This window comes from Hyphococcus flavus (genome assembly GCF_028748065.1).
In the GTDB taxonomy this organism is placed as follows: Bacteria; Pseudomonadota; Alphaproteobacteria; order Caulobacterales; family Parvularculaceae; genus Hyphococcus; species Hyphococcus flavus.
Map to the genome: position 1 here is coordinate 3,124,540 of NZ_CP118166.1, position 12,868 is coordinate 3,137,407.

Below are 12,868 nucleotides of genomic sequence, written 5' to 3' on the forward strand. Positions count from 1 at the left end.
GAAACAACGGCTGGAAAGATGCAAACTTTAAGATGACGGACTGGGTTATTTTCGCCACATGTTTGCTGGCTGGTCTGTTGATCGGCAGCTTTTTGAACGTCGTTATCCATCGCGGCCCGGCGCAATGGAAACTTGTCGATTCGAGCGATCGCGGCACGCTCGTCTCACCGCGTTCGTATTGCCCGGATTGCAAGGCGCCGATCAGCTCGATCCATTTGATTCCGCTGCTTGGGTTCGCGGTATTACGCGGCAAATGCGCAACCTGTGCGTCGAGAATCCCAATTCGATACCCCCTCGTTGAACTCATGGGCGGATTGGCGGGGATTATCGCTGTCGCCATTTTCGGATTCTCAACGACCGCACTCCTGGCTGCATTATTTTTCTGGTTTTTGATCGCCCTTTCCTTCATCGATTTCGAGACCGGCTACTTGCCGGACGCTTTAACCATTCCGCTGATAATTCTCGGCCTGGCGGCCAATGTAATCGACCTTTTCACCAGCTTTCCCAACGCCCTGATCGGCGCCGCTGTCGGCTATCTTGTCTTCCGTCTTATCGGCGCAGCATTTCATCGCTTGCGCGGGCTGGAAGGACTCGGACAGGGCGACGCCAAGCTGCTGGCTGCATTGGGCGCCTGGCTCGGCTGGCTGGCGCTGGCGCCTATTGTCTTTACCGCCGCGATTCTCGCCTTGGGCGCCGTTGGAGCGTTGCGGCTATCAGGCAAAAAGATCGCCGGTGATACGCCGATCCCGTTCGGTCCGGCGCTTGGCGCGGCTGGCGCGCTCGCCATGGTCGCCAACGGCCTCGACCTGCCTGCCTATTATTGGCGTTAGTTATTTTCCCTTGAACTGGGGTTTTCGTTTTTCGAACAGCGCACGCACGCCCTCGGCGCAGTCTTCGGTTGTTATCAAGTCGCGCTGAAACATGGCTTCGAGCGCCATGGCGTTTGGCAGGTCTTTTTGCGTCGCGGCCCGGAATGCGCGTTTTGTCTGCGCCAGCGCCAGCGGCGCCCGCTGTGTTAACGAAGACGCCCAGTCCAAAGCACTCTTCAAGACCTCGTCTGCTGGCGTGACGCGATTAACCAATCCCCATTCAAGCGCGCGTGCGGCGTCAAGCTTTTCCGCTTCAATGGCAAGTTGATAGGCGCGGGCGTACCCGACTTGCTGCGTCAACAATTGCGAAAGCCCGCCGTCGGGCACAAGACCGATATTGGCGAAAGCGCTCATCAGATAGGCGTCCTCGCTCATCACACGCAAGTCACAAGTCAGCGCCGTCGTCATGCCGATCCCGGCCGCCGGCCCGTTGATTGCTGCGATCACCGGCTTCGGCATCGTCTGTATGGCAATTAAAAACGCCGCATACTCCGTATTCAGAATTTCTTCGATGCTGTATTCTTCATTGACCGACGTCACGTCCGCCCCGGCGCAAAAGGCTCGCCCCTCGCCCGTGATAACCACGGCCCTGACAGCCTTGTCCGTCGCCGCCCGTTTCACCGCCGCCGCCATATCGGCGCGCATCTGTGGGTCATAGGCATTTAGTTTTCCCGGTCGGTTGAGCGTGATCAGCGCAACAGCATCCTGCGGAATTTCATATTTCACGGTCATTGTAATTTCCTCTGACGGATCATGGGCTTGCCTCAGCCATCATCGCCCCTGTCCGCGCCGATTGCAAAGCCAGTTGGCAGTGCTTAGGCAGTAGCCTGTGACCCGAGAAAAGGAGACCTGCATGACCGACAGCCGTTTTTTCCGCGAAGCTTGTTTTATTGGCGGCGAGTGGGTCAGCGCTGCTGGCGACGCCATCAAGGTCAACAACCCCGCCACCGGAGAGATCATCGGGGCCGTGCCGAAACTTGGCCGTGAAGAAACCGCGAAAGCAATCGATGCGGCATCGACGGCTTTTCCCGAATGGCGCGCCACCTCGCCCGATGAACGGGCGAAATACTGCATGGCTATTCACGATGCGCTCATGGACAATCAACCGGCGCTGGGCGAACTCCTGACCATTGAAATGGGCAAACCGCTTGCGGAGGCCAAAGGGGAAATCGCCTATGGCGCCGCGTTCTTTAAATGGTTCGCCGAGGAAGCCCGGCGGGTTTATGGCGACATCATTCCCTCGCCCTGGGCCGACAAGCGCATTGTCGTCACAAAGGAACCGGTTGGGGTCGTCGGCTCCATCACGCCATGGAATTTTCCGAACGCCATGATCGCGCGCAAGGCGGCCGCAGCGCTTGCATCCGGCTGCACCATCGTCTGCAAACCGGCGAGCCAGACGCCGTTTTCGGCACTTGCTTTTGGGGTTATCGCGGAAGACGTTGGACTGCCCAAGGGCGTGTTGAATGTCATCACCGGATCGGCGGCGGCGATAGCCGATGAATTGTGTGAAAACGATGCGGTTAGAAAAATCACCTTCACCGGATCGACGGAAATCGGCAAATCTCTTTCCGCCAAAGCCATGGCGAAGTTGAAGCGCGTTTCCATGGAGCTTGGCGGCAACGCGCCGCTGATTATCTTTGACGACGCCGACCTCGATGCGGCGCTTGACGGCGCCATTGCCTGTAAATTCCGCAACTCCGGACAAACGTGTGTTTGCGCCAACCGCATTCTTGTCCAATCGGGCATCTATGACGCCTTTTCCGAAAAACTTTCCCAAAAGGTGCGGGCTCTTAAGGTCGGTGATGGTCTGGCGGACGGGACCGATCAGGGGCCGCTTATCGACGACAGCGCTATTCAGAAAGTCGAAGAGCATATTGAAGACGCAACAAGGAAAGGCGCGTCGATTACTGCCGGCGGCAAGCGCCACGAAAAAGGCGGCACTTATTTCGAGCCGACGCTGCTCACTGACGTCACGGCGGATATGCTGATCGCAAAAGATGAGACCTTTGGCCCCGTGGCGCCGCTTTTCCGTTTCGATACGGAAGAAGAAGCGGTGAAGATGGCGAACGATACCGAATACGGCCTCGCCTCCTACTTTTACACCAAAGATCTTGGCCGCGCGTGGCGCGTGATGGAAGCGCTCGAGTACGGCATGGTCGCCGTGAATGAAGGTATCCTGTCGACGCCGACAGCGCCGTTCGGCGGCGTGAAAGAATCCGGTTTCGGCCGGGAAGGCTCGAAATACGGTCTCGAGGATTACCTCAACATCAAATACGGCCTGTTCGGCGGTCTTGGAAAATAGCGTCATTTTTTGTGCAAAAAACTGGCGCGGCGCCCCCTCTCTCGCTTCTTTGTTTTGGCGCGGCGTCTGGCCTGTAGCCGATTGTTGTACAAGTTCCCTGGAATAATTGTTGTGCAACTTTTTGGGTTTAACGACGAACTCCGACAGAACCACATGACGGACTTGACCCGGCATCCAGACAGCATAGTTCAAAGTATCCGGCAGGGGCCGGCCCCAAGCACTTATTGAATCAGTGTTCTCACTAACAGTGTTGGCATAAATAAACTTCATCCGCGGATAATAAGACCTGCCGGAAACCCGGGGATAACCTTCCACCGAAACTGGGTTTCCTTTAAATTTTCATCAGATAAGGCGTATTTTCAGAACGCCATTTCGCTTTATGCGTGTGCGGACTTGTCACGCATTTGCTCTGCGCACGACGCCGAAAAAAGCGCTTTCAATTTCGCTGCTTCCTTGTCCACATCGTGCGCCAGTTCCACACGGCGGCGTCCTTCCGCTGCTTTGGCGACAAGCAGGTCTTCTGATGAATTGAGCGCTGACCGCAAGGCGCCGATCAGCGCCTTGCGGTCGCCCGCCGGAATGATCCAGCCGCAACCGTCATCGACAAGTTCCGGTATGCCCGCGATGTAAGTGGATATGACCGGACGGCCGAGCGCCAAGGCTTCCATGATCACCACAGGCAACCCTTCGGCGAATGTCGGCAGCAGAAAGCATCGCCCGCCTGAAACGGCCTCGCGAACTTTTTCGTTTTCCATCCAGCCGGTGATTTCAACATTTTCCGCAACGCCGCAGCGTTCGATCTCTGCTTCAATCTCCGCCCGCGATTCTCCGTCGCCGATCAACGTGACTTTGATATCCGGAAATTCGGCCTTCAGCGCAGCAACCGCCGCCGGGATCTGCGCCTGCCCTTTTTGCGGACAAAGGCGCCCAACGCAGACAATCTCTTGTGTGCGCGGCACGCCGCTGAAATCAAAATCTTTCAGATTGAGGCCGCAATGCACAATGTGAATTTTTTCAGCCGCTTTGATCGATGAAAACCGGATAATCTGTGACTTACAGAAATTCGAAATCGCGATCACGAAGGCTGCGTGTTCGATTTTTTCCGGAAAGCTCAACAGTGGTGCATCTGTTAGCTCATCCGGACCGTGCACCGTAAAAGAATAGGACGGCCCGCCCATAATGCGCGCCAGCATGGCGACCGCCGTTGCATTGGTCGAAAAATGCACGTGCACATGATCGATCTCGTCTCGTTTCGCACGCTGGCGAAAATAGACCGCTTCCAGAAAATACGCCGCATGACGAATGAAACCGCCACGCGCATTTTTTTTCAGGCGCCGCCATGGCCCTATCGCTCTCGCCAGTCCGGCGGGATTTGTAAAACACGCGCGAATAAATGCACCGAGCAAGCCGAGGGCGTTGCCGGATAATATGTAGCGGGTTTTTTCGATTTCCGCCTTATCCAGCGGATCAACAAGCGCATCATCCCACTGCCGCATGGCGTATCGCGTAACGCTTATGCCGCGACGCTCCAGCGCCTCGATTTCACGACGAATGAACGTCGTCGAAATCAGCGGATATGTGTTCATGAGATAGGCGAGATTCACGAGGACAGCCTTCAAACGTCAGCGGAATGCAGTTCACCCACCGTTCTGACGCAGTTTGGTAACCAAACTCTTGATTGAAGCGAAACGCTATACTTTACGCCGCAACCTTCATCGAAACGATCTTTGTTGGCGTTGACGGCGGCTCGCCGCGATTCATCGCGTCCACATGCTCCATCCCGTCTACGACCTTGCCCCAGGCCGTGTACTGACCATCGAGGAACGAAGCGTCGTCAAAACAGATAAAGAACTGGCTGTCGGCGCTATTGGGGTTTTGCGCCCGCGCCATGGAGCAAACACCGCGCTGATGACTGACATCATTGAACTCGGCGTCGATGTTCTGACCCGAGCCGCCGGTGCCATCGCCGCGCGGACAACCCATTTGCGCCATGAAGCCGTCGATAACGCGATGCGCGCTGAGCCCGTCGTAAAACCCGTCTTCGGCGAGTTCCTTGATCCGCGCCACATGGTTCGGCGCTTTTTCAGGAAACATCTCAATCGTGACGTCACCGGTATCAAGGCTTAAAATCAGCTTATCGCTCATCGTTCTATCTTCCCGTCTTTCTTGATTGGCACGCGAATTTCGCAGATGTCCTTCACATAGCTGTCTTCGCTCACATCCTCCGTGAGCTGCAGATACTGTTTGAAGGTTTCGCTGCTGGTATTCAGCACCCGGATATTTTCGCGTTGCGATGCTGGAATATCGGCTTCCAACCGCACGCGAATAATCGGTGTCGGACGGCTGGGCGGCTCGCCGCGCACAATGCGCCGCGTCGCCTCAAAGCCGTCAACGATCCAGCCCCAGCCGGTATAGCGCTTGTCGAGGTTAAGACGTGAATCGCCAATCATCAAAAAGAACTGACTGTTGGCGCTGTTCGGATCGGTAGCGCGCGCCATGGACATAACGCCCGGGCAGTGCAACGGCCATAATTTGACAGAATTAGTAGTCAGGAATGACCGCAACCCTTCGGGTTGCGCGGCCGCCGGCATGCCGTCCACATACCCAACGCGGGGCGCGATCCGGTCACGGCCGATTTGTGTAAAGCCGCTGACTTCGCTTGCCTCACGCGAAAACTCCGCTTCAAGGTCAGGCTTGTCTGAACCGCCGGTGCCGTCGCCTTTTGGATCACCACCCTGGGCCATAAAGCCCTCGATCACGCGGTGAAACGTAAGGCCGTCATAAAATCCTTCGCGGGTCAGTTCCTTGATGCGCTGGATATGGTTGGGCGCGAAGTCAGGACGCAGCTCAATGACCACAAGACCGGCCGGCAGGTCCATGTAAAGCGTGTTTTCAGGATCGAGCGGACGCCACACATCATCAGGCGCGCTTTGTAAAAATTCCAGCGGAGTTGGCTTCGCCGGTTCGTCATCATCATCGGCAAACGCCGCCGTCACGCCGAGCGCGGCCAGTGACGCCGCCGCCATAATCGCCAGTCTACGCATATTTACTCCTCGTCGGCCCCTGCCAGCCATATTGGGTCCCCGTCATATAGTGCAAACGGCTTGATTTGCGAAATTACGATGCTGCGAACTTAGCTTTCAGCTTTTCCACCACATGAGCGGGTGCAAAAGCGCTGATATCCCCGCCGAGCCGTGCGATTTCTTTGACCAGCCGCGAGGCGATGGATTGATAGCGGGCGTCGGCCATTAAAAAGACAGTCTCGATCTCGTCATTCAGGGCCTGGTTCATGCCGACCATCTGGAATTCGTATTCGAAATCCGAAACCGCGCGTAGGCCACGGACGATGATATTCGCGTTCACTTCTTCGGCGAATTTCATCAGCAGGCTTTCAAACGGCACAACCCTGATAGGGACGCCGCTGGCTTTCGATATGCGCGCCATTTCCTGTTCGACCATGGCGACGCGTTCCTGGAGGGAAAACAACGGCCCCTTGTCGCGATTGATGGCGACGCCAATGATCAGCTCATCGACCAGCTTTACCGCGCGCTCAACGATATCCACATGACCCATGGTCAGCGGATCGAACGTTCCCGGATAGAGGCCGATCAGTTTTGTCATTCTTCCTCCGCCTCGGCCCCGGTCTCATCGTCTTCATCACCGTCAACATCTTCGATGCGGCCGACAGAAACCACATGCTCGTCCTCGCGCGTACGGAAGATGGTAACCCCTTGCGTGTTGCGCCCGGCGATGCGGATGTCGTCGACCGGCGTTCTGATCAACTGGCCGCCATCGGTGACAAGCATGATCTGATCTGAATCTTCAGTCGGGAACGCCGCCACGACAGGGCCGTTCCTGTCCGTGGTCTGGATCGCGATGATGCCTTTGCCGCCGCGTCCAGACGTTCTGTATTCGTAGGACGAGGTGCGTTTGCCGTAACCGTTTTCAGTGACAGTCAGGATAAATTGTTCCGCGGCGCCGAGTTCTGCGAGACGCTCCGGACTGATCGCCACGTCAGGTGTTTCCGTGTCCTCCGGATCTTCAACATCCTGCTCGCCAGCAGCACGGCGCATGGCGGCGGCGTGTTTCAGATACGCCTTTGCTTCATCGGAAGAAGTATCCACATGGCGCAGCACCGCCATGGAAATGACCGAGTTGCCCTTGTCGAGCTTGATGCCGCGCACGCCCGTTGATGTACGCCCGGCGAATACGCGCACCGCGTCCACTGGGAAGCGGATGCACATGCCGGCGGCTGTCGTCAGCAACACGTCTTCGTCTTCGCGGCAGACCTGAACGCCAATGATACGATCACCCTCATCGAGCTTCATGGCGATCTTGCCGTTGCGGTTAACTCGCTGGAAGTCGGAAAGCTTGTTGCGGCGGACATTACCGGACTTCGTGCCGAACATGACGTGAAGCTGTTCCCAGGCTTCTTCGTCTTCGGGAAGCGGCAGAATGTTGGTGACGCGCTCGTCAGGCCCCAGAGGAAGCAAGTTTACAAATGCTTTGCCGCGCGACGTCGGCGCGCCTTCCGGCAGGCGCCATAATTTCAACTTATAGGCCATGCCCGTCGATGTGAAGAACAACAGCGGCGTGTGTGTGTGACCGACGAAAAGCTGATTGACGAAATCCTCGTCCTTGAACTTCATGCCGGCGCGACCCTTGCCGCCGCGTTTTTGCGCGCGATAGGTCGAAAGCGCGGTACGTTTCACGTAACCCGCATGGGTAACGGTAACGACCATCTCCTCGCGCGCGATCAGGTCTTCGTCTTCGACCTCGCCTTCCGCATCGACGATCTCGGTCCGGCGCGGCGTGGCGAACTCATCACGCACGGCCGTCAACTCATCCTTGATGATAGTCATGACACGATCGCGGTTGCGCAGGATGTCGAGATAATCGGCGATCTTGTCAGCGAGGCCTTTTAGCTCGTCGCCAATTTCATCGCGGCCCAGCGCGGTCAAACGCTGCAGACGCAGATCGAGGATTGCTTTCGCCTGCTCCTCTGACAGCCGCAGGGTCTTGCCGTCCGTCATCAGGTGACGCGGATCAGCGACCAGTTCGACCAGCGGCGCCAAATCCTTCGCCGGCCAGTCACGCTCCATCAATTGTTCTTTGGCTGTCGCCGGGTCTGGCGCATTGCGGATCAACGAAACGATTTCATCGATATTCGCAACGGCGATGGCGAGACCGACCAACACATGCGCGCGATCACGCGCCTTGTTGAGATCGAATTTCGTGCGGCGGGTGATGACCTCCTCGCGGAAGTCAATAAACGCCGAAAGAATATCACGCAGTGCAAGCTGCTGCGGTTTGCCGCCATTAAGCGCCAGCATGTTCACGCCGAAACTCGTCTGCAGTTGCGAATGGCGATAAAGCTGGTTCAGCACCACGTCAGGCGCGGCGTCGCGGCGTAATTCGACTACAACGCGGATGCCCTGACGATTAGACTCATCGCGAATGTCGGCGATGCCCTCGATCTTCTTTTCTCGAACGAGGCCGGCAATGCGCTCGACCATCAGCGCCTTGTTTACCTGATATGGAATTTCGCTGATGATAATGCCGTAGCGGTCCTTGCGCACTTCCTCGATCGTCGCGCGGCCGCGCATGACCACCGAGCCGCGTCCCAACAGAAGCCCTGCTTTAGAACCTGCGCGGCCGAGGATGATGCCGCCGGTTGGAAAGTCCGGACCCGGCACAATTTCGATCAGTTCCTCATCTGAGATTTCCGGGCGATCAATCATCTCCAGCGTTGCATTGACCACTTCACCCAGATTGTGCGGCGGGATATTTGTCGCCATGCCGACAGCAATGCCGCCAGCGCCGTTCACAAGCAGGTTGGGATAGCGCGCCGGAAGAACAATCGGCTCGCTCTCAGAACCGTCATAGTTCTCTTGAAACGCGACCGTATCTTTTTCGATGTCTTCGAGCAGCGAATGGGCCGGCTTGCCCATGCGTACTTCCGTATAACGCATGGCCGCTGGCGGATCGCCGTCAATCGAACCGAAGTTGCCCTGCCCGTCCAGCAACGGAAGACGCATGGAAAAATCCTGCGCCATGCGGACGAGCGCGTCATAAACCGCCTGATCACCATGGGGGTGATATTTACCGATGACGTCGCCGACAACGCGTGCAGACTTTTTATATGGTTTGTTCCAGGCGTAACCGTTGCCATGCATCGCCCATAGAATACGCCTGTGCACCGGCTTCAGGCCGTCGCGCGCATCGGGGATCGCGCGGGATACAATGACGCTCATGGCGTAGTCGAGATACGACTTGCGCATTTCGTCTTCGATCGAGATGGAAGACACGCCCTGAGCGGGCATTATGGGTGGCGTTTCGCCGGAATTTTCGTCGTTTTCGCCGTTATCGTCGGCCACAGGGTAACCCTTTGAGAATCAGATGGAAAAGAACGATCCGGCTTAGCATCAGCCCCCTTTAAAGCCAAGCATTCACGCCGGTTTGGGGTCAGTTTATTCGCAGACGTTCTTGAGCTATGATCTCTGCTAGGAATGTCTTGGAGAAGTTTTTGATTTTACTGCGAAAATATCTCGTGATTTCAATGGCCTCGGCCATATGTCTGATGGCCTGTGGAAATAATGACCGGAGTGCGGAATCCAGCACATATAAAAGCACTGATTTCGCACCGCTGGCAGAGCAAGGCTGGGCCGATGCGGAAGCGGTTTTTTCATCCGTTGACGGCGCCGAAAAAGGGCGCGCCCTGTTCAAGAACGCACCCGGTTTGGGCGTAATGATCAGGGTGAGCGTGAGCGGGCTGACGCAGGGCTGGCACGCCATTCACCTGCACCAGGTCGCTGATTGCAGCGACGGCGCGGAGGGGTTCAAAGCCTCGGGCGGGCATATCAATCCGGATAATGCAGAGCACGGTTTATTGAACCCGAAAGGATATGAAGCGGCGGATATGCCGAACATCTATGCTGGCGCAGACGGAAGCGCGACAGCGGAGGTTTTCAATCCACGGATCACGCTCACGGGTGACAATGGCGTTATCGATGCTGACGGTTTCGCGGTGATCGTTCATGAAAGTCCTGACGATCACATGACACAGCCGATTGGCGGCGCCGGCGCGCGCGTCGCTTGCGCCGCGGTGGCGGCTGGATAAGAATTCTGGTGGGGATGTTGCGTAGGGGAGCAAAAATGAAAACCTGGGACAGACGATCATTTCTTGTAGGGAGCGCGGCGGTGAGCGCCGGTGCGGCAATACCGCTTGCGGCGCGTGCTGACGATCCCATGGGCGCCTGGACGCCGCTGGCGAACATGCCTTTTGCGGTTCAGGAAATTTATCCGGCCCCGTTTCGCAAAACGGCTGACCCCGCGGCAAATCTTAAACCCTCGCCGTTAAACCTGATCGTCAACGCCGGCGGCCTTGTTCCCGATGGCGCATTCAACGTCACCGATGCAGTCACCTTTTACGATCCTGCCTATGACGCCTGGGGCTACGGCACGCCTCTGCCCGAACCGCGCCATCACGTAGCGCTCGTCAACAATAATGGCCTTCTTTACGCCGTCGGCGGCTTCGCGCGTGACGCAAGAGGCGGCTGGCAAATGCGCGGGCAGTGCTGGCGCATTCGCGATCTGAACGGCCGGTGGGAAACCATGGCGCCCCTCCCGCATCCGCAAGCGGAAATGGCGGCGGTTTCACTTGGCGGTTATCTCCATGTTGTCGGCGGGCGCGCGCCGGCGGGCAGTCTCAACGCCCAATGGGCTGATCATATCGATACGGACGAACACTGGGTATTCGATGCGGCGGCCAATCGCTGGCTCGATGCGGCGCCTATGCCGACGCCGCGTAATTCCGCCGCCGGCTGCGTCGTCAATGGCGTCCTTTACGTGATTGGCGGGCGAACCGTGAATGACGGAAACCTCAGCACCGTCGAAGTCTACGACCCCCTCTCCGATCGCTGGGCGCAGGCGAGCCCAATGCCAAAAGCGCAAGGCGGCCTCGCCGCCGCAGTAATGAACGGCAAGATTTACGCCTTTGGCGGCGAATATTTCAATCCGGCTCCGGGCGGCGTTTTCGCCGAAGCCTGGGAATATAATCCTGATACAGATAAATGGCGTGCGGTCGCCGCCATGCCGAGGCGCCGTCATGGCCTCGGCGCAGTCTCTCTCGGCAACGCCATTTATGTGCTCGGCGGCGCCAGCGGCGTCAGCAGCAACGGCACCAGCAACGCGCTCGACCGTTTTGAGATTTAGCGGGGCCGCCGTTACCGGCTAACCCCAATAATTACGCCCATGCCGGTCACGGCGATGAGGATGGCTGCGGGCACAAGAGTGATTTGCAGCAAGGCTTCGCGGCCGCTGATGACGCCTGTCCAGGTTTCAAACGGCTGCGCCAGAAATTGTGCAAACGGTTTTTTCTGCACCGGATCGATGCGCCCGCCCACACGGCTCAGCATATATGGCGTGCCTAGATAAACGCCGAGATAGACAGCGCTGATCGCCACCATGAACAGCGCCTCGCGGTCATTGCGAAACGTCAGCCAGAAAACAGCCAATATCGCAGCATTGATTAAGGCGAACACCCTGAACACGCCGGCATGAAGGCTGGCGTTTGTTTTGGGCTCGACCCCGGTTTCGACAAGCGTCAGTTCCGGCTTTTTGTCTGCTTTGACCGTGCGCTCGAGCTCAGCCTCGAAAACAGCGGTTTCCATCGGTACGGCAAGCGGCGTCATGGCGATTCTCCATAGATGTATTTTATATACATCTTTTATATTGCCTTAGAGTACATAATGCAATATATAAGATACATCTTATTATTGGAGACCTTGATGCGCCTGAACCTTCAGACCGATTATGCGCTGAGAATGTTGATGCACCTCGCCGTCAATACGGACCGTTTGTGCACCATCACCGACATCGCGACGCGCTATTCCATCTCAAAGAACCACTTGATGAAAGTGGCCCATTTGCTGGGCAAGGAAGGCGTCATTGAAACCGTTCGCGGACGCAGCGGCGGTCTCGCCCTCGCGTTGCCGGCGGAGCATGTGAATATCGGCAAAATTGTCCGGATGATGGAAACCGACCTCGCCATCGTCGAGTGTTTTCAGGGCGACGGCGGCGAGTGCGTTATTACGCCTGCGTGCCGGTTAAAAAATGTTTTGAATGAGGCGGTAACGGCGTTTCTCGCCGTGCTCGACACTTATTCGCTGGACGATCTGGTACGGCGTAACGCGAAGCTGCGCTTGCTGTTAGCGGAGGACGCAGCGTGACCGAGTTCGTTAATCGGACAGCGGAAGAACGCCGTCAGGAAATTCAGGCGAATGCAGCAGGTCTTGGCATCGACGATGCTTATATTTCGTTGCTCGTTGACACGTTCTATGAACGCGTTCGCGCCCATCCTCTTCTCGGCCCGATTTTCGAAGAAAAGATCGGCGGCAATTGGGGCCCTCACCTTGCGCGCATGAAAGATTTCTGGGCGTCGGTAGCGATGAACGCCGGACGATATTCCGGAAAACCCGTGCCGAAACACAAGGCGCTGACGCGCGTGCAGCCCTGGCATTTCAATATCTGGCTCGGGCTTTTTCGCGAGACGCTTGAGGAAACGGCGCCGGCGCCCGCCGCCGTCCCCTATTTCATGGAACGGGCGGAACGTATCGCAGAAAGCCTGCAACTGGCGATGTTCGGCTTGCCGGGTCTCGACGCGCAAAAAGCGCAAGCCAACAAACACGGATGACCA

Annotated in this window: 13 protein-coding genes; 6 read left to right on the forward strand and 7 right to left on the reverse strand. The window is 57.1% G+C overall.

Annotated elements, in window-relative coordinates:
- The first annotated feature begins 32 nt into the window (after window positions 1-32).
- Window positions 33-830: a prepilin peptidase gene (locus PUV54_RS14990; RefSeq protein WP_274493103.1), complete on the forward strand. Its 798-nt coding sequence runs from the start codon at window positions 33-35 to the stop codon at window positions 828-830.
- On the opposite strand, the gene PUV54_RS14995 is transcribed toward PUV54_RS14990, so the two are convergent.
- A complete protein-coding gene (locus PUV54_RS14995; protein ID WP_274493104.1) occupies window positions 831-1,601 on the reverse strand; it encodes an enoyl-CoA hydratase/isomerase family protein in 771 nt (256 codons plus the stop codon).
- A gap of 121 nt (window positions 1,602-1,722) precedes the next feature.
- Between PUV54_RS14995 and PUV54_RS15000 the strand changes: the two genes are divergently transcribed.
- Complete coding sequence (locus tag PUV54_RS15000) at window positions 1,723-3,171, forward strand: NAD-dependent succinate-semialdehyde dehydrogenase (RefSeq protein WP_274493105.1); 1,449 nt, start codon at window positions 1,723-1,725, stop codon at window positions 3,169-3,171.
- Window positions 3,172-3,548: 377 nt separating this feature from the next.
- Here PUV54_RS15000 and PUV54_RS15005 read toward each other — a convergent pair whose 3' ends face one another.
- The 5 genes from PUV54_RS15005 to gyrA form a co-directional block, all read right to left on the reverse strand.
- Window positions 3,549-4,775: a glycosyltransferase family 4 protein gene (locus PUV54_RS15005; RefSeq protein ID WP_274493106.1), complete on the reverse strand. Its 1,227-nt coding sequence runs from the start codon at window positions 4,773-4,775 to the stop codon at window positions 3,549-3,551.
- Window positions 4,776-4,869: 94 nt separating this feature from the next.
- Window positions 4,870-5,316 carry a peptidylprolyl isomerase gene (locus PUV54_RS15010; protein ID WP_274493107.1) on the reverse strand — a complete coding sequence of 149 codons (447 nt, stop codon included), beginning with the start codon at window positions 5,314-5,316 and terminating at the stop codon, window positions 4,870-4,872.
- Window positions 5,313-6,215 carry a peptidylprolyl isomerase gene (locus tag PUV54_RS15015; RefSeq protein ID WP_274493108.1) on the reverse strand — a complete coding sequence of 301 codons (903 nt, stop codon included), beginning with the start codon at window positions 6,213-6,215 and terminating at the stop codon, window positions 5,313-5,315. The genes PUV54_RS15010 and PUV54_RS15015 overlap by 4 nt, the downstream gene beginning before the upstream one ends.
- Before the next feature lie 73 nt (window positions 6,216-6,288).
- Complete coding sequence (coaD, locus tag PUV54_RS15020) at window positions 6,289-6,792, reverse strand: pantetheine-phosphate adenylyltransferase (protein WP_274493109.1); 504 nt, start codon at window positions 6,790-6,792, stop codon at window positions 6,289-6,291.
- Window positions 6,789-9,494: a DNA gyrase subunit A gene (gene gyrA / locus PUV54_RS15025; protein WP_420797966.1), complete on the reverse strand. Its 2,706-nt coding sequence runs from the start codon at window positions 9,492-9,494 to the stop codon at window positions 6,789-6,791. Before gyrA ends, coaD begins: the two co-directional genes overlap by 4 nt.
- Window positions 9,495-9,664: 170 nt before the next feature.
- Between gyrA and PUV54_RS15030 the strand changes: the two genes are divergently transcribed.
- Together PUV54_RS15030 and PUV54_RS15035 are read left to right on the forward strand one after the other, a co-directional pair.
- Entirely contained in the window at window positions 9,665-10,291 is a 627-nt protein-coding gene (locus PUV54_RS15030) for a superoxide dismutase family protein (RefSeq protein ID WP_274493112.1), read from the forward strand.
- A gap of 35 nt (window positions 10,292-10,326) precedes the next feature.
- Complete coding sequence (locus PUV54_RS15035) at window positions 10,327-11,385, forward strand: Kelch repeat-containing protein (protein WP_274493113.1); 1,059 nt, start codon at window positions 10,327-10,329, stop codon at window positions 11,383-11,385.
- 11 nt (window positions 11,386-11,396) lie between these two features.
- Here PUV54_RS15035 and PUV54_RS15040 read toward each other — a convergent pair whose 3' ends face one another.
- Complete coding sequence (locus PUV54_RS15040) at window positions 11,397-11,864, reverse strand: hypothetical protein (protein WP_274493114.1); 468 nt, start codon at window positions 11,862-11,864, stop codon at window positions 11,397-11,399.
- 96 nt (window positions 11,865-11,960) lie between these two features.
- Between PUV54_RS15040 and PUV54_RS15045 the strand changes: the two genes are divergently transcribed.
- Together PUV54_RS15045 and PUV54_RS15050 are read left to right on the forward strand one after the other, a co-directional pair.
- Window positions 11,961-12,401, forward strand: a complete 441-nt coding sequence (locus PUV54_RS15045) for an RrF2 family transcriptional regulator (RefSeq protein ID WP_274493116.1) — start codon at window positions 11,961-11,963, stop codon at window positions 12,399-12,401.
- Entirely contained in the window at window positions 12,398-12,865 is a 468-nt protein-coding gene (locus tag PUV54_RS15050) for a group III truncated hemoglobin (RefSeq protein WP_274493117.1), read from the forward strand. Before PUV54_RS15045 ends, PUV54_RS15050 begins: the two co-directional genes overlap by 4 nt.
- Window positions 12,866-12,868: the final 3 nt, after the last annotated feature.

Coding starts and splice junctions, on each gene's coding strand:
- PUV54_RS14990 (WP_274493103.1), top strand. CDS start 33: ATGACGGACTGGGTTATTTTCGCCACATGTTTGCTGGCTGGTCTGTTG.
- PUV54_RS14995 (WP_274493104.1), bottom strand. CDS start 1,601: ATGACCGTGAAATATGAAATTCCGCAGGATGCTGTTGCGCTGATCACG.
- PUV54_RS15000 (WP_274493105.1), top strand. CDS start 1,723: ATGACCGACAGCCGTTTTTTCCGCGAAGCTTGTTTTATTGGCGGCGAG.
- PUV54_RS15010 (WP_274493107.1), bottom strand. CDS start 5,316: ATGAGCGATAAGCTGATTTTAAGCCTTGATACCGGTGACGTCACGATT.
- PUV54_RS15015 (WP_274493108.1), bottom strand. CDS start 6,215: ATGCGTAGACTGGCGATTATGGCGGCGGCGTCACTGGCCGCGCTCGGC.
- coaD (WP_274493109.1), bottom strand. CDS start 6,792: ATGACAAAACTGATCGGCCTCTATCCGGGAACGTTCGATCCGCTGACC.
- gyrA (WP_420797966.1), bottom strand. CDS start 9,494: ATGCCCGCTCAGGGCGTGTCTTCCATCTCGATCGAAGACGAAATGCGC.
- PUV54_RS15030 (WP_274493112.1), top strand. CDS start 9,665: ATGATCTCTGCTAGGAATGTCTTGGAGAAGTTTTTGATTTTACTGCGA.
- PUV54_RS15035 (WP_274493113.1), top strand. CDS start 10,327: ATGAAAACCTGGGACAGACGATCATTTCTTGTAGGGAGCGCGGCGGTG.
- PUV54_RS15040 (WP_274493114.1), bottom strand. CDS start 11,864: ATGACGCCGCTTGCCGTACCGATGGAAACCGCTGTTTTCGAGGCTGAG.
- PUV54_RS15045 (WP_274493116.1), top strand. CDS start 11,961: ATGCGCCTGAACCTTCAGACCGATTATGCGCTGAGAATGTTGATGCAC.